We start from the raw sequence: 19,367 nt of genomic DNA on the forward strand, positions 1-19,367 counted from the left end.
CCATGCGATCACCTGCCTTCCTCTCTTAAGGGATGATGTCAAGCGCTTTGCCCACCTTGATAAAGGCCTCAATTGCCCGGTCCAGGTGTTCACGGGTGTGGGCGGCGGACATCTGGGTGCGGATGCGGGCCTGACCCTTGGGCACTACCGGGAAGCTGAAGCCCACCACATAAATGCCCTCCTCCAGCATCCGGGCCGCTAATCGCTGGGCCAGCACGGCGTCTCCCAGCATCACCGGAATGATGGGGTGCTGGCCGGGTACCAGGGTGAATCCCGCCGCCTGCATGCTCTGCCTGAAATAGCGGCTGTTTTCCTTGAGTCGAACCAGCAGGTCCGAACTCTCCTCGATCAGGTCCAGTACGGCGATAGACGTGGCAGTGATGACCGGTGCCAGGGAATTGGAAAACAGATAGGGCCGGGAGCGCTGCCTCAGCCAGGCGACGATCTCCTTCCTGCCGGCGGTATATCCCCCCGAAGCACCGCCCAGTGCCTTACCCAGAGTGCCGGTGATGATATCGACCCGGTCGGCTACCCCGCAGTATTCCGGCGTTCCCCGCCCGTGTTCACCGATAAAACCCACGGCATGGGAGTCGTCCACCATCACCAGGGCATCGTAGCGGTCCGCCAGATCGCAGATACTTTTCAGATCGGCAATGACGCCGTCCATGGAAAAGACGCCATCGGTGGCGATGAGACGGAAGCGGCTGGTGGCGGCAGCTTTGAGCTGTTCTTCCAAGTCGGCCATGTCGTTGTTCCGGTAGCGGAAGCGTCGGGCCTTGCATAGCCGGATACCGTCGATGATGCTCGCATGGTTCAGGGCGTCACTGATTACGGCGTCTTTTTCTTCCAGCAAGGTTTCGAAAAGGCCGCCGTTGGCGTCAAAGCAGGAACTGTATAAAATGGTGTCTTCGGTGCCCAGAAAGCTGCTGATTCTGGATTCCAGGGTTTTGTGGATGTCTTGGGTGCCGCAGATAAAACGAACCGAGGACATGCCGAAACCATAGGCGGCAAGGGCGGCTTGCGCTTTTTTCACCAGCTGTGGATGGTTGGACAGTCCCAGATAGTTGTTGGCGCAAAAGTTGAGAACGGTTTTTCCACTGTCTACCGTAATGGCGGCTTGCTGGGCGGAAGTGATCACCCGCTCATCTTTGTAAAGCCCGTTTTTTCTCAATATGTCGATCTCACCGGACAGATGATCCAACAGACGTGGGTGCATGGGGTTGACCTCCATTTCAGACTGGTTTTCATTCATGCTTAAAAAAACAGATAGGGTAAAGCGTAATCTATCTTTTGGCGATCCTCACGTGGGTGAAGATGGGGATCAGGGCCGGCTATGGTCTGCGTGGGTGATTCCAGCCTTGGTCGGGCAACCGTTAAATGCCGATTACCTTGTTCCTGCCCGTATTTTTGGAACGGTACAGGGCGTCATCTGCCCGATGTACGAAAGCTTCGGCGGTTTCATCTTTTTTGTAGACGGCCACCCCAAAGGAGAGGGTGATCGTTCCCAGGCTCTCTCCGGTATTCTTTATTTTCAAGTCGAGCCGCTCAAAGGTGAGGCGCATATCTTCAGCCAGTTTCATAGCCCCTTCAAAAGGCGTATCAGGCAGCAGAATGGCAAACTCTTCACCACCTATGCGGGCGACCAGATCCTTACCTTTGATGGATTCCTTGATGGTGACGGCGACCATCCTGAGTACATTGTCTCCCACCAGATGGCCGTGGGTGTCGTTGACTTTCTTAAAGTGATCGATGTCGGCAATGATCAGACAAAGGGAGGTCACGGCGGTGTTGACTCTATTGACGGCATCGTTCAGCTTTTTCTCAAATCCCCGGCGATTGTCAATTCGGGTCAACGGGTCCTTGAGCGCTTCACTCCGGTAATGCGCCATTTTGATTTTCAGCTGATCGATTTCCTGGGTCGCTTGCTGGAGCTGCTCCTTGAAGGATGTGCTGGAGGACTCCAAATTTTTAATTTCATGTTTGATCTGACTGACTATTTTTTCCACATCCGCTTCCGATAGGCTGGGAACCAGCGATTCATGGATGGTCTCCAGATTGTTCTCAGACGCTGAAAAATTTCGGTTCGTGGTTTTGATTGCGAGGATGATTTCGGTAAAGACCTTTTTCAATTCCTCCCGAACCAGGGTGGTTACGGTTTCCTTGCCACCGGCGATGTGCTGATCAAAAATCTGCCGGCTGATCTCTTCTGAAAAGGCACCGCTGCTTTTCAGATGCTTGTCTATGGCTTCGTTAAGCGCCTCGTTTTTCCCGGATGCATACTCATACCAGATGCAGTAGTTCAGCGGGTCCGTGGGAAGGCCATGTTTGCCGATCAGTTCCAGGGTCAGACGCAGATACTGGCGTGATTCATCAATGGTATCATCATATTGCATAATATAATTTTCTTTCTGCACAGGAATCGGCTGCATTTTTTCGGGGCGTGCCAGTGGGCAAATCCGTTTGGCAAGATGCGAACATGCCGACCATGGTTTTCGTATTTGAGGTATGATCCCTATTTAGAAGGACAGAGAAAAACTGTCAATTAAAAACCGGTGCCGGCAACGGTTTCGATATGGCGATAATTTGCTTGACCGTCACAGGCCGCCTGTGCATAATCGGTTGACCTGAAAGAACTTTATCCATCAAGCTGTTCAGGTATGCTACTGTCAGCGGGGTCACCGATTCCGGTCATATCGTCGCATTTCCGATCATGCTCCCGGCGGCACACATAGAGGATACAAACCCATGAAAAAGAAAATACTGGTGGTCGACGACAACCGAATGATTTTGAAATTTCTGTCAAATCTGCTGGAGGGCGAAGGTCATGAGGTGAAAACCTGCGAAGACGGTCTGAGTGCGTTGAGCCTGTTGACCACCTTCGAACCGGATATCGTATTCGTGGATTTGATTATTCCCAAGATCGGCGGAGACAAGCTGTGCCAGATCATCAGAACCATGGAGCATATGAAGAACTGCTACCTGGTGATCATTTCTGCCGCCGTGGCTGAAATGGACCTGGATTTCAGGAAAATCGGTGTGAACGCCTGCATCGCCAAGGGACCTTTCGGCCAAATGGGCAAACATGTACTGGCGGCCATTAAGGATTCCAACGATCCGTCAAAATTGATTTCAGAACACGAAATTCTCGGCATTGCTTCAGTCAGCGGCATTCCGGTTTATGCCCGGCGCATGACCAAGGAATTGTTGGGGCGTAACCGCCATCTGGAGACCATTTTGGAGAGCATGAACGAGGGCATCGTCGAGGTGTATACGGGACGTGTGGTCTACGCCAACTCCGCAGCGGTGAAGCTTTTTTCCGTTCCTTTAGAAAATCTACTGTCCGCCAAGCCCCAGGAACTGTTTGACGACGCGTTCAAAAGTCGTATCGACGCCTTGATGAATCGGGGCGCGCAAACAATGCCGGTGGTTGGGCTGACCCATCCCCTTGAACTCAACGGACGGCAGATTGTCATTCGCAGCTTCCCGGTGAAGGCGGAGGCAGACACGACCATCTTGCTGCTCACCGATGTCACTGATCAACGGGATCTGGAGTACCAGTTGCAGCATGTCCGGCGTATGGATGCCATCGGCAATCTGGCTGGAGGGATTGCCCACAATTTCAACAACCTGTTGATGGGGATTCAGGGGAATGTTTCCATTTTAATCCAGGACAAAAAGATGGGTGATCCCGGGTACGATGAATTGGCGGGCATCGAACGCTGCATCGATAGCGGAGCTAAACTGACCCGTCAACTGCTGAGCTTTGCCAAGGGCGGCCGTTATTCCCTGGGTCTGGAGGATGTCAACGATATCGTTGAAAAATCTTCAAACATGTTTGCCCGGACCCGGAAAGAAATTCATGTGGAACAGCGCCTGGATGAGGATCTGGCCATGGCGGAAGCCGATGCCGCCCAGATCGAACTGGCTTTGATGGATCTTTATGTCAACGCCTGGCATGCCATGTCCAATGGGGGCACGTTGACGGTTTCCACAGCTAATACCATCCTGGAGGATTCCTTTGTTAAACCTTACAACCTGACACCGGGAAACTACCTGAGAATCGACGTGGCCGATTCCGGAGCGGGGATAGACGGAAAAAGCATTGAGCGGATATTCGAACCCTTCTACACCACTCGCCCCATGGGGCAGGGCACCGGTCTGGGATTGGCGTCAGTATTCGGTATCATCAAAAATCACAGGGGTATCATCACGGTGGACAGCCAGGTGGGCCGAGGAACCACCTTCTCCATTTATCTTCCTGCAGCCCGAATTCTTCAAAGGCCCAAAGAGAAGGACAAGGTGCGGGTCATTTCTTCTGGCAAACTTCCTGAAAAAGGGTCGGGAACCATTCTAGTGGTGGACGATGAAGAATACATCCTCAATGCCGACAAGGCCATGCTCAATGAACTCGGCTATGAAGTACTGCTTGCCAATGGGGGAAAAGAAGCCCTTCGCGTATTCGATGAAAACAAGGATCGTATTGACCTGTTAATTTTAGATCTGATTATGCCGGATATGGGCGGTGAGGTTGTCTATGATCGCATCAAATCCTCACGGCCTGACGTCCGCGTGATCCTCTCCTCAGGATACAGCATTGAGGGGCAGGCCGAATCCATCCTGAAGAAAGGGTGCGACGGGTTTATTCAAAAACCCTATAATCTGAATCAACTGGCCCAGAAGATCAAAGCAATCCTTGTCCGCCACTAATCTGCAAAAAAACTTTTATTCCCCGTGGTTTGCAGCGTGGGTGACGAACGAAGCGCTAATGGCTAATATCCATGAGGACAGGAATTCCGGTAAAGTGACACGGGTATCTCTCAATCCAAAGAAAAGAACCAGTGCGGCACGGCTGGCGGACAGCATGCTCCTGTTGGGGTTGGGGGTGGCCTTTGTCTACTGGGTGGTTGCTTCCCTTATTTTTGCATTGACCTCTGAAAACGGTACTTTTATCCATCAATTTTTTAATCCTGGATTAAACGAGGTGTTGAGCCGGCTGCTGGTGCTGTGTTTTTTCATGATTTTCGGCTCCCACGTGGGTTACACCATCCGCCAACGCCAGAAGGCAGATGAAGCACTGGCCGGGAGCGAAGAAAAGCACCGCACCATCATTGAAAACATCGAAGACGGCTATTTTGAAATGGATTCCACCGGCCAGTTTACGATCTTCAATGAATCTTTCCGAAAGATTACCGGGTACGAGGCGGAACAGCTGCATCAGCTAGATTATCGACGGCTTCTGACGCCGGCGGAAACGGAAAAGGTGCTTGGCTCATTTGACAAGGTGACTCGAACGGGGCGGGCCATAAAGGACCTTGGGTTTGTCATTGTGAGGAAAGACGGCGCCAGGCGATGGGTCGAAACCTCTGTGTCTCCCATTGACGGCACCCACGGGCAGCCGGATGGATATCGTGGCATTCTGCGGGATGTGACGCGCCGGCGCCAAGCCGACGCATTGAAGCAGGAAAAGATGGCCGCCGAGGCAGCCAGCCGATCGAAAAGCGAATTTCTCGCCAATATGAGCCACGAAATTAGAACGCCGCTGAATGCCATCATCGGTTTAGTTGAGCTGCTGCTCGGGTCGTCGCTTTCCCGAGAGCAGCAGGAGGACCTCAAGGTTGTTCAATCTGCCGCCTATGCCCTGCTGTCGGTCATCAACGATATCCTCGATTTCTCCAAAATCGAAGCGGGCAAGCTGGAACTGGAACGATCCCCTTTCAACCTGAGGGATTTTTTAGGAGAGGCGCTCAAGATTCTGGCCGTCAAGGCCCATGAGAAAAACCTGGAGTTGGCCTACCGGGTGGCCCCCGACGTGCCGGACCGGCTGGTGGGTGACCATCACCGGTTCCGTCAGGTGCTCCTCAACCTGATCGGCAACGCACTCAAATTCACCGATTTCGGGGAAATAATCGTCTTTGCCCAATGCCAGTCCCTGGAAGGCAATCGGCTGATGCTGCATGTGGCGGTGAGAGACACCGGGGTGGGAATTCCCACTGGCAAGCAGGTATTGATTTTCGAGGCATTCCGGCAAGCCGACGGCAGCACCACTCGAAAATACGGCGGCACGGGTCTCGGGCTGGCTGTATCCGCACAACTGGTCAACCTGATGGGCGGGCAGATTGGTGTCAAAAGCGTACTGGGAAAGGGCAGTATTTTTCATTTCACAATTGCCTTCGATGTGGAATCCAAGGGAGCGGTTGGCGCCGAGGTGCCGGATGAGATCGATTTGAGCGGTTTGCGAATACTGGTGGTCGACGACAATGCCACCCATCTGAAAATACTGTGCGAGATGCTCACCAGCTGGAAAATGGTTCCGAAACCGGCAGCATCGGCAGCGGAGGGAAACGCGCTGCTGAAAAAAATGGGAAAAGGGGGTGTCGGTTTCGATATGGCTTTGATCGATTCCGGTCTTCCCCAGTCGGATGCCCGGTCGTTGGTTCGACAAATCAAGGAAGAGGGCGGACATGCCGCTCGGATCATTTTGATGCTTACCACCACCGCCGCTGCCAAAGAGACGGCCCGGTTCAATGACGCGGACGTCGGTATGGTGGTGACCAAGCCCATCCGTCCGTCGGACCTGCTGGATGCTATCACCAAAGTCCTTTCCATGGAGAAGATGTCTACTGAAAAACGGGAGGACGAAAGCGGTTCCGACCAGAAACCCTCACTGCCTCCGCTCAACATTCTTGTTGCCGAAGATACGCCATTCAACCAGAAGTATATTCGGCGTTTGTTGGACAGCTGGCAATGCCGGGCAACCATTGTTGAAAATGGCCGGCTGGCTATAGAAACCCTGGCCAAGCAGGATTTTGATCTCGTGCTGATGGATGTTCAAATGCCTGAAATGGACGGCCTCACCGCCACGGCACGGATCCGTGAACTGGAAAAGCACACCAGCCGTCATGTGCCAATAATTGCCATGACGGCTCATGCCATGCGAGGTGACCGGGAGCGATGCATTGAAGCCGGCATGGACGATTATGTGTCCAAGCCCATCTCTTCTTCCACGCTTTTGGAAGCCATCTGCCGGGTAGTGCCGCTATCGGTGCGCGAAGCGGGATCGGCCTCAGCGGCCGAACCCTTGGAATCGGCGGATGATGCCGGTGAACTGGCCGCGCTCCTCGAGGCATTCAACAACGATGGCGCATTTTTTAAGGATGTCGCCGACATGTTCATCGCGGACTATCCGCCCATGGTCGAGACGGTGAATAAAGCCATCGCGGAAGAAGATGGTGCGTTGTTAAGCCGGACGGCCCACGCCCTGAAGGGGATGGCCCGTAATTTTCAGGTCGATGGTGCTGCGGATGCGGCCAGACAACTGGAATTGCTGGCGGATCAGGAGCAGTTTGAAACGGCCCAGGACCTGAGCCGACGGCTGGCCGATGAACTGGCGAAGTTTGAGCGGCGGCTCAAACAGATGGTGACCCGCGTATCAGGACAATGAGGACTGAGGTCGGTTGTCTGAGGACGGAAGAATGACAAACGCTGACATCTTCAGTCCTCGGTCCTCCGAGCCCTGTTTTCCGTTTATCGCGTATCCACAATGACGTGACGCAGCATTTCCCAGGCCTGTTCCTCCTTCAGGCGTTCGTCAGCGTCGCGGACGTCATGGCCACCGCTTCCGGTGGAATAGACAATGGCCGGCTGGCCACCCGGTCGCGTGATGGTTTTGATACCCATGGTTTCCCCCTCAGAAGATCCCTTTTGGGACTGGGCCTGCATCTCGCTTTGCAGCATCATCTGAATGGTCTCCTCGGAAACACCGTTCTGTTTGAGCTGCAGGATTTCATTTGCGGTCAGTGCTTCCGAGGCAGCGGGTATGACCCACCACAGACAGCAGAGGATTGGCATGAGCCTTATTTTCATGGATTCACCTATTGATAAGTCTTGACAGAACAGACGCATTATCCTTAATAATGTCCTGATAAAAATAACAATATTCATGGCTTGGTGTCAAACTGCTTTCCCGATACCCCCGATAGCGGCCGACACCAGGTAATACACGTAAGGGAGGAGGCCATGCTAAAACTCAAACAGATCGTGGTGTCCATCGAAAATTCACCGGGTCGTCTTTACGAAGTCACCCATGCACTGGGGAATGCGGGAATCAATCTCAGAGCCTTGAACCTGGTAGACACCGGCGCCTTCGGACAACTGAGACTGCTGGTCTCCGACGTGGCCAAGGCTCGCCAACTGCTCATGGAGATGCATATTCCTGCCATGGTGAATGATGTGGTGGCTGCTGAAATCGAGGACCGGCCGGGTCAATTGGCCGGCGTCCTGAAACCGATTCTGGATGCCAACATTCAGGTGGTGTTCATGTATGCCTTTTTGCGGCAGAGCCGGGAGCAGGCCGTCATGATTTTCCGGTTTTCCGATAATGACAAGGCCATCGCCGTTATGCAGAAAAATGGCGTAAACCTTCTGGATGCCAAGCAGTTCGGCATTTTGGAAAACTCGGACTGATCGTCCGGTTCCGCGATACCTGCACTCATGACCGACGTCCCCCCGAATTCCGATCCTCCGGGCATTGCCGATGACATTTTCAGGGACCGGTTCCGGGTCTTTCTGGAAGATGTGGCGGACGGGTTTTATGAAACCGATCTGAAGGGCAATTTTCGCTTTTTCAACAATGCCCTGTGCCGTATCTTCGGCTATACGGCTGCTGAGATCCAGGGGCGGAACTTCAGCGAATTCATGGACGCGGAGAATGCCCTGTACGCCTTCACCCTCTTCAACCGGCTCTACGAGGCCGGTGAAATCCCGTCGGAAATCATCTGGAAAATCATCCGGAAGGACGGCCAGGAGCGGATCCTTGAAATATCGGTCAGCCTCATTGTGGACCGGTCCGGCAAAAAGACCGGTTTTCAGGGCGTCGCCCGGGACGTCACCCAGAAAATAGCCGATCAGCAGGAGCTGGAGGCATCTCAGCGGCGAGCCCAAGAGCTTTTCCAGTCCAGCTTCCGGGCTGAACAACGGTACCGGGCCTTCCTGGAATTTTTGCCCGATCCGGTTTTTGTTTTCAACATGGACAGTACGGTGTCCTACCTCAACCCCGCCTTCGAAAAGGTTTTCGGATGGACCTTGACCGAACTGGAAGGCAAGCGCATCCCCTTTGTTCCCGACAGCGAAAAGGACCGTACACGGGCAGGAATTAAAAAACTGTTCAGAGAAAAAGTGCTCCACGGTTTCGAAACCCGCCGGTTCACCAAGGACGGCCGGGTTCTGGACATCGTGGTCGACGGGGCCATCTTTTACGATGCCGAAGATAACCCGGCGGGCCAGGTCATCACCCTGCGTGACGTGACCGCCCGGAAGCGCGCCGAGCAGATCAACCAGGCCCTTTTTCGCATTGCCCAGGCCCTGTACCGCTTTCCCGGGCTGGATCGCATGCTGGAGTATATCACCCGCCAGGTCCAGGAGCTGATCCGGGTTGCCGGGGCCATGGTCATCCTCATCGATGAGCAGGAACAGGAGTTCTACATCCCTGTAGCGGCTTATGAGGACGGCAAGACCGGCAGCAAGATGAAGGAGATCCGGTTCCCCATGGACAAGGGCGTGGCCGGGCACGTATACCGGACCGGAGAGCCCCTGATTGTTTCCGATACGGCCAAGAGTCTTTATTTTTATGACCAGGTGGACAAACAGGCGCAATTCCATACGAAAAACATGCTGGACGTGCCTCTCCGAATACAGGAGCGAATGATCGGCGTCCTGTGTGCGGTGAACAAGACTGAAGGCGCCTTTGACAGCGGCGACGTAGATCTTCTGGGAGCCGTGGCCAACCTGGTCGCCCTGCCCATAGAAAATGCCCGCATCAACGAGGCGCTTCAGCGGGCTTACGAAAATGTGCGCGGGCTCAACCGTGCCAAGGAGCAGGTGATCCACCATCTTTCCCACGAACTGAAAACACCGCTTTCGGTGCTTTCCGCTTCACTGGGACTGCTGGAAAAACGGCTTCCAGGAGGACCGGACAAGGCTCTGGAAAAGATCATGGCGCGGGCGCGGAGAAACCTCCAGCGGCTGCTGGACATGCAGTACGAAATCGGAGACATGCTCAGGGAGCAGGACTACCGGGCCCATGGCATGCTCTCCTTTCTCCTGGAGGCCTGTCGTGACATGCTGGTTACCCTGGCCGAAGCGCAGCCGGGCAGCACCCGGGTGCCGGAGGTCATCCAGCAGGCCATTGACCGTGAGTTTGGTCGTGCGGAAATTCCCTGCACGGATATCGCCCTGGACCAGCTGGTGAAAATACATTTGGAACTCCTGAAGCCACGATTTGCCCACCGTTACATTCAGATGGAAATCCGTTTGGAACCGGTGGCTCCGGTGCTGGTTCCTGCGGAAGTGATGGAAAAGATTGTGGAAGGGTTGGTAAAAAATGCCATCGAAAACACCCCGGACCAAGGACGCGTGACGGTGGTGGTGCGCACCGGGGAAAAAGGGCCTGTTTTCGAAGTGCAGGACACCGGTGTGGGTGTGACGGCGGAAAAACAGCAGATGATCTTCAACCACTATTTCGCTACCGGTGATGCCATGAACTATGCCTCCAAAGCGCCTTATGACTTCAACGCCGGCGGAAGGGGGTTTGATCTGCTGCGAATCTCCATTTTCTCCGAGCGATACCGGTTTGATACGAAAATGATATCCCGGCGGTGTCGATATATCCCGTCCGACAGGGACCTGTGTCCGGGCGCCATTAATCGATGCAATCATTGCAGCAACCCCGCGGACTGTGACGCATCGGGGGGCACCACCATGCAGATCCGATTTCTGCCTTCAAACCAAGTGAATCTGGCTTGTCGCTTGGGGGATGGCAAAAAAATAAATAATTGAGATAACGCTGCAATTATCACCAACCGTGAATTATGACTGAAGAATCAATCGAAAAAGAGAACCGTATGGGAGGGGCCGTTGACGAGGAGTTTTTTCGCGAAATCAATGTGGAATTTCTCATCCACGAGCTTAAAGATCCCATATCGGTCATCGAAACCGCCGTTCGCATGCTGCTGGAAAAGCCCGATAAATACGGTCTGCTGACGAATCGTCAGGAGAAGACACTGAAACGGGCCCTGCGCAATTCAAAAAAGGCGCGCAACCTGCTTGCCGATCTTCTGGAGGTGGGCCGGTCCGATGCCGGATGCTTTCAATGCTGCCGGTTTGATCCGGTTTCAGCGGTCGACGAGGTGTTCCTGGAAGCGCTGGAAGCATCCGATGTTGGTCTTTGGGAAACGCTTCAGGACGTCGGCCCCGGAGCGGAGCGGACGGCCGTTTTGAGACAAAGCGGTATCCGTTTCACCTGTTCCGATGACGCCCGCTGTGTCCAACTGTGCCAGGATGAGGCCAAATTCAGGCAGATCGTGGGCAATCTCATCAAAAACGGTCTCCAGCACCGGCGCCAACGGTTGGAAGTTGAAATGGACTGCCGGAAAGACCTGTTGGTTATCGACGTGCTCGACGATGGGCCAGGGGTGGAAAAAGAGAACCGGGAGTTGATCTTCCAGCGGTATACCCGACTCAAGGCATGCGTAATGCTATCCCGGACCGGTCACGGTTTAGGGCTGGCCGGTGCGCGGATACTGGCCCGCCACCTGGGCGGGGACATCACCGTGAGAAGCCATCCTGGCGCTGGCGCGGCCTTTTGTTTCACACTCCCGCTGAAGTTTGAAAAAATATTTTAATTCCTTTAGCTTGAATTCATCATTGGGTTATTAACCGTATCAACCGTTAGGAAAAGAAAGGGACCCCATGGCAGAGAATAAGGCCCATTTGAATGGCAAACGTATTCTGGCGGTGGATGACGAAGCGGACATCCTGGAGACCATCGAAGATATTCTGGATATGGCTGACGTGGACAGCGCTCGGGATTACGCAACGGCATCGGAGAAGATTCGAACCGGCCGGTACGACCTGGCCATTTTAGACATCATGGGCGTCAACGGTCTGGCACTGCTGGATGAGACGGTGGCCAGGGGGATTCCCACGGTGATGCTCACCGCCCATGCCGTCAACCCGGACACGCTCATGTCGTCCATCCGCAAGGGGGCGATCTCTTACCTGCCCAAAGAAACCCTCGCCGAGCTGGACGACCTTTTAGAGGAACTGCTGGCCGCACAAGCGGCGGGCAAACCGCCCTGGAAGCTGCTTTTCGACCGGCTGGGGGCTTATTTCGACGAGCGTTTCGGACCGGACTGGAAGGCGAAAGACAAAACCTTCTGGTCCGATTTTTCCCGCAACTGGGAGGTCGGCAGGGGAATTCAGGAACGTCTGAAGCACGACAAGCGGCTTCTGGATAAGGGGATATGAGAACTGCCGCCGGAGGTTAGAGGACCGAGGTCGAACAACTGATTTATGACGACCAGGCTTCTGACCTCCGTCTCCTATCCCTCTGGCAAATCCTATTCGTTCATCGCCCTTGCTGAAGCATCATCCCGGCGATTTCTTTCAAGAACTTGGCGGCCACCGCCGCAGTCATGCCGTTCACATCCCGATCTGGATTAACCTCCACGATATCCGCTCCCACGATGGGGCACCTAATGGATTGAATCAGCCGGAGGACCTTGCGCGTGGACATCCCGCCGGGTTCATGGTGGGATACGCCCGGCGCATAGGCCGGGTCCAGGACATCCATATCCAGCGAGAGGTAGAGCGGCCCTTCCAACGCGATGGGGTTTTTGGACCGGTAATCTTTCATCTCAATGCAGGTTACCCCGAATTTGTCCACCTGCCGGCGCTGTTCATCGTTCATGCCCCGGACGCCCACCTGGACGAGCCGCTTCAGGCGTCCGGTCTCCATGATGCGGGCAAAGGGACAGGCATGCGAAAAACGGCTGCCATTGTATCTGTCGTAGATATCCGGGTGGGCATCCAGGTGTAAAATGGTCAGGTCGTCATAAAAATGGGTCAATGCGCTAACCACCGGATAGGTGATGGCGTGGTCCCCGCCCAGTGCCAGAACCCGGGCCTTTTGCGCTGCCAGCCGCCCGATTGCGCTCTCGATGGCGGCAATGGCATCCTCGCCGCAGGGAAGTGCCAAGTCTCCCAGGTCACGAAACAGCGGGTGCGTGTCCAGATTGACCCCGTTTTCGGCAAACAAGTTGGAGGCACCGTTATGCAGCGTCTGCCGGATCACCGAAGGGGCTTTGGCCGGCCCCCGCAAAAAGCTGGAGTACTCGTCGAAGGGGATACCGATTAAGGCTACCGTATCCGGCATCAGTTCAGTGTTGAGAAGGTTTTCCGGGTTGTCGATCATTATAAAAATGCCCTTTGCGGGTTGATATAATTTCAATCACGGGCCGGCACATCCATTACCGTGGCCTCGTGGCCGGTGGCGTCGAGAAACTTGCGGATATGGTCCAGGGTAATTACCAGGGTGGCCGTGTTGACCAGCGGATGGCATTGGAGGGCGTCAGCTTCCCAAATGGCTTTGTCCACAATGACGCGGACCTGACGGGTCTCGTCGTTTATCACACCGAGGATGGTCACCGCTCCGGGATCGAGCGCCAAATGCTGTTTCAGGCGGTCCGCCGAAGCAAACCTGAGCTTTTTAACCGCCAGGGCCTCCCCGAAGGACTTCAAGTCCACCGACTTCTCATCAGGAACGGTCACGAGAAAGTGCTGTTTGCCCTTGTTGTCGCAGATGAACAGGTTTTTAGTCTTCCTTCCGGGGAGCGCCGGAACCAGGCGATTCACATCTTCGCAGGTGAAGACCGGGGGGTGGTCGTGCCGTTCGTATTCAATGCCGTGGGTGTCAAGGTATTCGTAGATCTCCATGGGTTCCTTTCCTTAAGGTTTTATTTTTCGTAATCGTCCACTTCAATATCGTAACGCGGTCGCCGAGTGCCGCTTTTGTCCGTTTGATCGTTTCTTTGTCGGGATTGACCAGAAAGCGGTGGCGGCAGTGGGCCAGCAGGGGGATGTCTGTTGCGCTGTCCGAATAGCCATAGTCCCAGTAGTTGTCCAACACGCCCAGTTCCCTGGCCAATTGGATTTTTCCGATCCCCATGCAGTAGCTGCGGTAAATGAGTCCGCCCAGAAAGGGGGCAATCGGTGAGCCGATGATTTCGATATCACCTTCCAGAACGGGTTGGGCAACTTGCCTGACCAGTTCCTGCGGAGAGCCGGAAATGATCAGCAGCCGGTGGCCTAACCGGCGGTGAGCCGCCAGGGCGTTCAACCCTTCATCGTAGAACCGGGCATTTATGGGGGGCGACCATACGCGGGGCGCAAAGGAGCCGAAAACATTCCGCGGTGTTTTGCCTTGAATGGGGAAGGTCGCGATCCACATCATCATGCTCATGGCGATGATTCGGGTTGGTCGAATCAGGAAAAACGGCAGCAGTACCGGTGTGAGCATGCCGACCACCATTCGTCTGACTTTGCTGGCCTTGATGGCGGTGTTGAGGAAATGATAGGCCACATCGCTGTCGATGAGCGTTTTATCGAAATCGAAAACCGCCACGGGACGGTTATGGGAGGAGGTGCCGCTCACCGGTCCAGGGATCCCAGGAAACCTAAGATAGCCGCGTTGAATGCGTCGGGCTGTTCAATGGGCGACATGTGACCCGCGTCATCGATGGTGATATGACGCACGCCGTCGATGTTGGCTGCCATCCAGTTGGCATATTTAACCGGTGTCAACGCGTCGTGGACGGCACTGAGAACGAGCACCGGCACATGGATATGGGACACCTGATCAATCACGTCGAAGGCGTTGCAGGCGCGAAAATCATTGGCCGTGACCAGTGGACCGGCGGTCGAGCAGGCCAACACTTTCCGGCAGACCTCCTCGTCTTCCTGATTGGCAGGGGCCACTGCAAATTCAATGAGTCCTTTCAGGTGATCGGCGTAATTGTTTTCAATGGTTTCGATGATAATCGGCAGCACCTTGAGCCGGGCGCCGGTATTGGCCAGGATTCCTGCCTTGAGCCGATGACCCTGATCGATCAACAGGTCAAGGGCGACGGCTCCACCCAGACTCAATCCGCAGGGAATGGGGGCGGGGGCATTGACGGCATCGATGAAGCCCATAACCGACCGGGTATAGTCCGTCACAGTCCGGAATCCATCACCCTCGCTGTTGCCATGCCCGGGCAGATCCACGGCAATGGTGTTGGCGGCTTCGGCCAGGCCGTCGACCTGGGCCTGCCAGAAACTCCCCTGCTGGCCGGAGCCGTGGATGAACACCAGCGTCGGCCGATCCGGGTCAAGGGGCCATTGACCGGCCAGAAAAGCCATGCCGTTCTGTCTGCGTGCAATCATGTTTTCCGTTTTCCTGTAGGGTGTTGATGATGAGCTGTTGCGCCTGGTTTCACCGTCTTCATGACCCCGGCCCAACATGCTTGTCGATTAAATAAAATCACGCGTTTTCACGCCGAACTTGGCTTCGCCCTGCCTGTGCTCATGACGTCTGTTAACAACCGGTTGAATCTTTAGGTTTGTGGGGCAAAATTGGCCGAACATCCCTTTTACCCCCAAATCGGTAATCGGTTCAATGATTTTTCTGAATTGAAATATTGCTGAAAAAGTTTTATTTTTTTTCGTCCTGCCAACAAAGTGCTTGTGTTTATATTCAACCTCGCCAGAGCCTGTTTCAAAACGTCTTAGTTCGGTCAATATCAAGGCGGACGATCATTTCAACCGCAGGCGTAGCCGCGATAGGTTGAGGATTGAAATGTGAGCCCAACGCCGATATTGGGCGAAATGGGGCGTTTTGAAATCGACACTGTCAAGGGAGATCTGCCATGCAAAGAATTGCCCCACTGATCCGATTTCTATTTTTCCTTGTTCTTGCCTACCTTAATTGGGCCGTTGAGCGGCCCTGCGCAGAGGAAACCATGACCCTATCCATCACATCCCGTGTATTCACCCATGGCGGAGAAATTCCTGCCAGATACACCTGTCAGGGAAAAGATATCGCCCCACCGCTGAAATGGACAGGGGTGCCCGGGAACGCCAGAAGCCTGGTCCTGATCGTGGATGATCCGGATGCCCCGGACCCTGAAGCACCGAGGATGACGTGGGTCCACTGGGTGCTTTACAACATCCCCCCGGACGCTGCCGGGCTGACGGAGGGCGCTACTTCCTCGGATCTGCCATCGGGCACCCGGGAGGCCCTGAATGACTGGAAACGCACCGGATACGGCGGCCCCTGTCCGCCCGTCGGGCGGCATCGCTATTTCCACAAACTATACGCCCTGGATATGGTGCTGCCGGAATTGAAAAACCCAACCAAAGCGATCGTCGAATCGGCTATGAAGGGGCATGTTGTTGGACAAGCGGAACTGGTGGGGACCTATCAGAAACGTCCTTGACGGGCCGGCGCCACTTATAAGATGGCTATGAGAGTGGTAGTTGGCTACATGCGCCAGGGTTAAAAATCTTCCGGAAGTCCAGCATGCTGCAATTCGGCGTTATCCCTTCTTTTATCACCGCGGCAGTGGTTCAGATTGCGGAGTTTCCTACGACTTCGCGATCAACCGATAGCCTATGGTGACAAGCCCGCAAGGGTTGAGGCAATTGCCGGCAAATCCTTTTGTCGGCCCATCGATGCGGCAAGGTGCAATAATCCGAAAAATTTCGTTGACCACGACTCGTAAATAGATTAGTGGTCAATTATCGAACGTCGTTCGACATGATTTGTTTCTGATTCCGACCACCTTTGCTTTATTCCAACGATCAGGAGGGAATATGGAAAACCTGCTTACCGGGAAAACCGCTGTGGTGACCGGTTCCGGTAAACGTTCCGGTATCGGTTATGCCGTGGCACGTAAACTGGCTGCCGAAGGGGCCAATGTGGTGATTGCCGACTTGGGTGTGAGTGCGGACCCGGAATTGGTGGTTAAGGCTGGAATTGAAAGTGAAATGGCTGATATTGCAAGTGAAATCGCTCAAGCCTACCGTGTCGAAACCTTGGCCGTCAATCTGGATGTGACCAACCCCGACAGTATCGCCCGGATGGTGAAAACCATCGCCGGTCGGTTCGGAAAAATCCAAATTTTGGTGAACAACGCCGGTGCCTCCTTTGGCGTGCCCAATGCCGTGCACACCTATGATGAAACCGCATGGATGAAGACCATCGACGTGAACCTTCACGGCGTCTTCCGGGTGAGCCGCGCGTTGCTTCCCATGATGATTTTAACTGGCGGTGCCATCATCAACACGGCCTCGCGCGCCGGCAAGGTCCCGGCTTTGTTTAACGGAGCATACGCCGTGGCCAAGGCCGGCGTGATCATGCTCACCAAGGTCATGGCCGCTGAATTGGCCGGCAACGGCGTCCGGGTCAACGCCGTATGTCCGGGGCAGATTGCCACGGACCTCGAAAAATGGCGCTTCGGCTTGGAGGCTCAATTCTTCGGTTCAACTATAGAAGAAAGGGAGAAAGAGATGTGCAAGACCATCCCCCTGGGCCGTATCGGCCATCCGGACGAAGTAGGGGACCTGGTGGTTTTCCTGGCCTCGGACCGGGCTTCCTATATGACCGGGCAGGCCATCAACATTACCGGCGGGCAACTCATGGAGTTATAGCATCCGGGTGATACCAAGGGTAATTATCCGAGAGGGGCGAACTTGTTAAAAATCAAATCAAAAGAGGTATTCTGGAGGGATCATGGCTGAAATAACCGGAGGGGAACTGTTAGTAAGGTGTCTGCATGCCGAAGGTGTGCGTCATATCAACGCCATTACCGACGGCACTTACATGATGGTGATCGAAGCCCTGGAGCGGCTCGGCGATGAACTGAATATGCGGCTGGTGGTTCCGCGTCATGAAGCGGCTGCCGCCCATGCCTGTGATGCATTCACCCGAGTGACCGGGAAACCGGCGGTGGTCATGGCCTGTGCCGGTCCGGGGGCGGCCAACCTGGTGGCCGGCATGATGTGCGCCCAGGCTGAAGGCAGCCCGGTCGTGGCCATCACTACGACGCGTCGCAGCGACATTTCCGATTCATATGTCCACCAGGGAGGCATGCAGGTCAGCCACCATCTGGACGTTTTCAAGCCCGCGGTCAAATGGAACGGAAAGGTCGATCACTGGAAGCGGATTCCCGATATGGTCCGACACGCCTTTCGCATGGCCATGTCGGGAAGACCCGGCCCCACCCACATCCTCATCCCGGAGGATATCATCTCCCAAAAGGGTGACGATGCCGGTGTGGCCATTATTGCCCCCCAGCGATATCGGGTGGTTGAACCTATGCCGGCAGACCCCGCGTCCGTTAAACAAGCGGCGGAAATGCTGGTGAACGCGGATCTGGTCAACATTCACTGCGGGAACGGGTCTGAGCGCGCCGATGCCGGCGATCAAGTCCGGCAACTGGCCGACTATCTGGGGTGCCCGGTGACCCATACCGTCCGGGCCCGCGGCATTATCCCCGATGACCATCCCCTTTGCTTTCATCCCACCTGCATGTCCCGCATCGTGGCCAACAATCAGGCCGATCTCGTGCTGGCCGTGGGGACACGGCTGGGTGAACTCAATATGTGGGGCCGGCCGCCCATGTTTGGGGAACCGGACAAGCAGCGCCTGATCCAGATCGACACCGAGCCCACCAACATCGGACTCAACCGGCCCACCGACGTTCCGTTGATCGGTGACGCGCGACTTGTACTGGCGCAGCTTTTGGATGAAGTGCGGCAGTTGACCCAACAGCGCCCCCATCATGCTAAAATCGCCGAACTCAGGGCCCTACAGGATCAGTTTCAAAAGGAATTGGATGATGCGATGGCCGACACGGCGCGCACGCCCATGTTGACCGGTCAGATTTTGAAGGTGTGCAACGACTTTTTCAGCGACGATGCCATCTTCGTGATGGACGGGGGTAACACGCCCCTGTGGGACCTGCATTATCATGTTGCCAAAAAATCGCGTTCGGTGATTTACTCGATGAACTACGGCCACCTGGGTACCGGGTTGCCATATGCCATCGGCGCGAAGCTGGCCTGTCCCGAAAGGCCGGTTTATTGTGTGACCGGGGACAGCGCCTTCGGTTTCAACATCCAGGAATTGGAAACCGCCGTGCGCAACGATCTGCCCGTCATCATCCTCGTTGCCGTGGATGGCGCCTTTGGTATGGAAAAGAGTGCCCAGAAGCGCCAGTTCGGGCGTGAAGCCGCCTGGTTCGGTCATGACCATGCACCGGTCCGCTACGATCAGGTGGGCACGGCCATGGGGTGTCACGGTGAATTCGTGGAAACTGTTCAAGAGATCCTGCCGGCATTGGAGCGATCGGTGGCCTCCGGAAAACCCGCCGTGATTCATGTGGTCGTCGATCCCGATGCCAATGTGGATCCGCCGGGCAACTGGTTGTGGGCGGCGGCGCGATCGGGCAAGATGTGAACATCATTTTCGACTGACCGCATCGGGGCTTTTG

Annotated in this window: 17 protein-coding genes; 9 read left to right on the top strand and 8 right to left on the bottom strand. The window is 55.0% G+C overall.

What is annotated here, in order from left to right:
- Positions 1 to 25: 25 nt before the first annotated feature.
- Both ACHZBS_RS21175 and ACHZBS_RS21180 read right to left on the bottom strand, forming a co-directional pair.
- A complete protein-coding gene (locus tag ACHZBS_RS21175) occupies positions 26 to 1,216 on the bottom strand; it encodes a glycine C-acetyltransferase (RefSeq protein ID WP_319408496.1) in 1,191 nt (396 codons plus the stop codon).
- Positions 1,217 to 1,373: 157 nt separating this feature from the next.
- Positions 1,374 to 2,393, bottom strand: coding sequence for a GGDEF domain-containing protein (locus tag ACHZBS_RS21180; RefSeq protein ID WP_319408497.1), 1,020 nt, complete (start codon positions 2,391 to 2,393; stop codon positions 1,374 to 1,376).
- Positions 2,394 to 2,745: 352 nt separating this feature from the next.
- Here ACHZBS_RS21180 and ACHZBS_RS21185 point away from each other — a divergent pair, with 352 nt between their 5' ends.
- Together ACHZBS_RS21185 and ACHZBS_RS21190 are read left to right on the top strand one after the other, a co-directional pair.
- Complete coding sequence (locus ACHZBS_RS21185) at positions 2,746 to 4,707, top strand: response regulator (RefSeq protein WP_319408498.1); 1,962 nt, start codon at positions 2,746 to 2,748, stop codon at positions 4,705 to 4,707.
- Positions 4,708 to 4,801: 94 nt separating this feature from the next.
- Positions 4,802 to 7,441: a response regulator gene (locus ACHZBS_RS21190; RefSeq protein ID WP_319408499.1), complete on the top strand. Its 2,640-nt coding sequence runs from the start codon at positions 4,802 to 4,804 to the stop codon at positions 7,439 to 7,441.
- An 83-nt stretch (positions 7,442 to 7,524) separates the two neighbouring features.
- On the opposite strand, the gene ACHZBS_RS21195 is transcribed toward ACHZBS_RS21190, so the two are convergent.
- Entirely contained in the window at positions 7,525 to 7,863 is a 339-nt protein-coding gene (locus tag ACHZBS_RS21195) for a hypothetical protein (protein WP_319408500.1), read from the bottom strand.
- 153 nt (positions 7,864 to 8,016) lie between these two features.
- Here ACHZBS_RS21195 and ACHZBS_RS21200 point away from each other — a divergent pair, with 153 nt between their 5' ends.
- The 4 genes from ACHZBS_RS21200 (at position 8,017) to ACHZBS_RS21215 (ending at position 12,303) form a co-directional block, all read left to right on the top strand.
- Positions 8,017 to 8,463 carry an amino acid-binding protein gene (locus ACHZBS_RS21200; protein ID WP_319408501.1) on the top strand — a complete coding sequence of 149 codons (447 nt, stop codon included), beginning with the start codon at positions 8,017 to 8,019 and terminating at the stop codon, positions 8,461 to 8,463.
- A 27-nt stretch (positions 8,464 to 8,490) separates the two neighbouring features.
- On the top strand, positions 8,491 to 10,833 hold the full coding sequence (locus ACHZBS_RS21205; RefSeq protein ID WP_319408502.1) for a PAS domain S-box protein: 2,343 nt from the start codon (positions 8,491 to 8,493) through the stop codon (positions 10,831 to 10,833).
- 32 nt (positions 10,834 to 10,865) lie between these two features.
- Positions 10,866 to 11,678: a HAMP domain-containing sensor histidine kinase gene (locus ACHZBS_RS21210; protein ID WP_319408503.1), complete on the top strand. Its 813-nt coding sequence runs from the start codon at positions 10,866 to 10,868 to the stop codon at positions 11,676 to 11,678.
- Positions 11,679 to 11,745: 67 nt separating this feature from the next.
- Positions 11,746 to 12,303 carry a response regulator gene (locus tag ACHZBS_RS21215; protein ID WP_319408504.1) on the top strand — a complete coding sequence of 186 codons (558 nt, stop codon included), beginning with the start codon at positions 11,746 to 11,748 and terminating at the stop codon, positions 12,301 to 12,303.
- Positions 12,304 to 12,403: 100 nt separating this feature from the next.
- Here ACHZBS_RS21215 and speB read toward each other — a convergent pair whose 3' ends face one another.
- The 5 genes from speB to ACHZBS_RS21240 all read right to left on the bottom strand — a co-directional run bounded on the left by speB (position 12,404) and on the right by ACHZBS_RS21240 (position 15,618).
- Positions 12,404 to 13,249 carry an agmatinase gene (speB, locus tag ACHZBS_RS21220; protein WP_319408505.1) on the bottom strand — a complete coding sequence of 282 codons (846 nt, stop codon included), beginning with the start codon at positions 13,247 to 13,249 and terminating at the stop codon, positions 12,404 to 12,406.
- Positions 13,250 to 13,281: 32 nt separating this feature from the next.
- Entirely contained in the window at positions 13,282 to 13,770 is a 489-nt protein-coding gene (locus ACHZBS_RS21225; RefSeq protein ID WP_319408506.1) for a prolyl-tRNA synthetase associated domain-containing protein, read from the bottom strand.
- Positions 13,748 to 14,488 carry a haloacid dehalogenase-like hydrolase gene (locus tag ACHZBS_RS21230; RefSeq protein ID WP_319408507.1) on the bottom strand — a complete coding sequence of 247 codons (741 nt, stop codon included), beginning with the start codon at positions 14,486 to 14,488 and terminating at the stop codon, positions 13,748 to 13,750. The genes ACHZBS_RS21225 and ACHZBS_RS21230 overlap by 23 nt, the downstream gene beginning before the upstream one ends.
- Positions 14,485 to 15,258, bottom strand: coding sequence for an alpha/beta fold hydrolase (locus ACHZBS_RS21235; protein ID WP_319408508.1), 774 nt, complete (start codon positions 15,256 to 15,258; stop codon positions 14,485 to 14,487). Before ACHZBS_RS21235 ends, ACHZBS_RS21230 begins: the two co-directional genes overlap by 4 nt.
- Positions 15,259 to 15,345: 87 nt before the next feature.
- A complete protein-coding gene (locus ACHZBS_RS21240) occupies positions 15,346 to 15,618 on the bottom strand; it encodes a hypothetical protein (RefSeq protein WP_319408509.1) in 273 nt (90 codons plus the stop codon).
- 122 nt (positions 15,619 to 15,740) lie between these two features.
- Here ACHZBS_RS21240 and ACHZBS_RS21245 point away from each other — a divergent pair, with 122 nt between their 5' ends.
- The 3 genes from ACHZBS_RS21245 to ACHZBS_RS21255 all read left to right on the top strand — a co-directional run bounded on the left by ACHZBS_RS21245 (position 15,741) and on the right by ACHZBS_RS21255 (position 19,333).
- Positions 15,741 to 16,310 (top strand): YbhB/YbcL family Raf kinase inhibitor-like protein, encoded by a 570-nt coding sequence (locus ACHZBS_RS21245; protein WP_319408510.1) that lies wholly within the window; start codon positions 15,741 to 15,743, stop codon positions 16,308 to 16,310.
- 376 nt (positions 16,311 to 16,686) lie between these two features.
- Positions 16,687 to 17,523 carry an SDR family NAD(P)-dependent oxidoreductase gene (locus ACHZBS_RS21250; protein WP_319408511.1) on the top strand — a complete coding sequence of 279 codons (837 nt, stop codon included), beginning with the start codon at positions 16,687 to 16,689 and terminating at the stop codon, positions 17,521 to 17,523.
- A gap of 82 nt (positions 17,524 to 17,605) precedes the next feature.
- Positions 17,606 to 19,333: a thiamine pyrophosphate-binding protein gene (locus ACHZBS_RS21255; protein ID WP_319408512.1), complete on the top strand. Its 1,728-nt coding sequence runs from the start codon at positions 17,606 to 17,608 to the stop codon at positions 19,331 to 19,333.
- Positions 19,334 to 19,367: the final 34 nt, after the last annotated feature.

The organism is uncultured Desulfosarcina sp., from assembly GCF_963664155.2.
Lineage (GTDB): Bacteria > Desulfobacterota > Desulfobacteria > Desulfobacterales > Desulfosarcinaceae > Desulfosarcina.

Excerpts from the sequence above, each read along its gene's own strand:
- ACHZBS_RS21175 (WP_319408496.1), bottom strand. The coding sequence starts at position 1,216 with ATGCACCCACGTCTGTTGGATCATCTGTCCGGTGAGATCGACATATTG.
- ACHZBS_RS21180 (WP_319408497.1), bottom strand. The coding sequence starts at position 2,393 with ATGCAATATGATGATACCATTGATGAATCACGCCAGTATCTGCGTCTG.
- ACHZBS_RS21185 (WP_319408498.1), top strand. The coding sequence starts at position 2,746 with ATGAAAAAGAAAATACTGGTGGTCGACGACAACCGAATGATTTTGAAA.
- ACHZBS_RS21195 (WP_319408500.1), bottom strand. The coding sequence starts at position 7,863 with ATGAAAATAAGGCTCATGCCAATCCTCTGCTGTCTGTGGTGGGTCATA.
- ACHZBS_RS21200 (WP_319408501.1), top strand. The coding sequence starts at position 8,017 with ATGCTAAAACTCAAACAGATCGTGGTGTCCATCGAAAATTCACCGGGT.
- ACHZBS_RS21205 (WP_319408502.1), top strand. The coding sequence starts at position 8,491 with ATGACCGACGTCCCCCCGAATTCCGATCCTCCGGGCATTGCCGATGAC.
- ACHZBS_RS21210 (WP_319408503.1), top strand. The coding sequence starts at position 10,866 with ATGACTGAAGAATCAATCGAAAAAGAGAACCGTATGGGAGGGGCCGTT.
- ACHZBS_RS21215 (WP_319408504.1), top strand. The coding sequence starts at position 11,746 with ATGGCAGAGAATAAGGCCCATTTGAATGGCAAACGTATTCTGGCGGTG.
- speB (WP_319408505.1), bottom strand. The coding sequence starts at position 13,249 with ATGATCGACAACCCGGAAAACCTTCTCAACACTGAACTGATGCCGGAT.
- ACHZBS_RS21225 (WP_319408506.1), bottom strand. The coding sequence starts at position 13,770 with ATGGAGATCTACGAATACCTTGACACCCACGGCATTGAATACGAACGG.
- ACHZBS_RS21235 (WP_319408508.1), bottom strand. The coding sequence starts at position 15,258 with ATGATTGCACGCAGACAGAACGGCATGGCTTTTCTGGCCGGTCAATGG.
- ACHZBS_RS21245 (WP_319408510.1), top strand. The coding sequence starts at position 15,741 with ATGCAAAGAATTGCCCCACTGATCCGATTTCTATTTTTCCTTGTTCTT.
- ACHZBS_RS21250 (WP_319408511.1), top strand. The coding sequence starts at position 16,687 with ATGGAAAACCTGCTTACCGGGAAAACCGCTGTGGTGACCGGTTCCGGT.
- ACHZBS_RS21255 (WP_319408512.1), top strand. The coding sequence starts at position 17,606 with ATGGCTGAAATAACCGGAGGGGAACTGTTAGTAAGGTGTCTGCATGCC.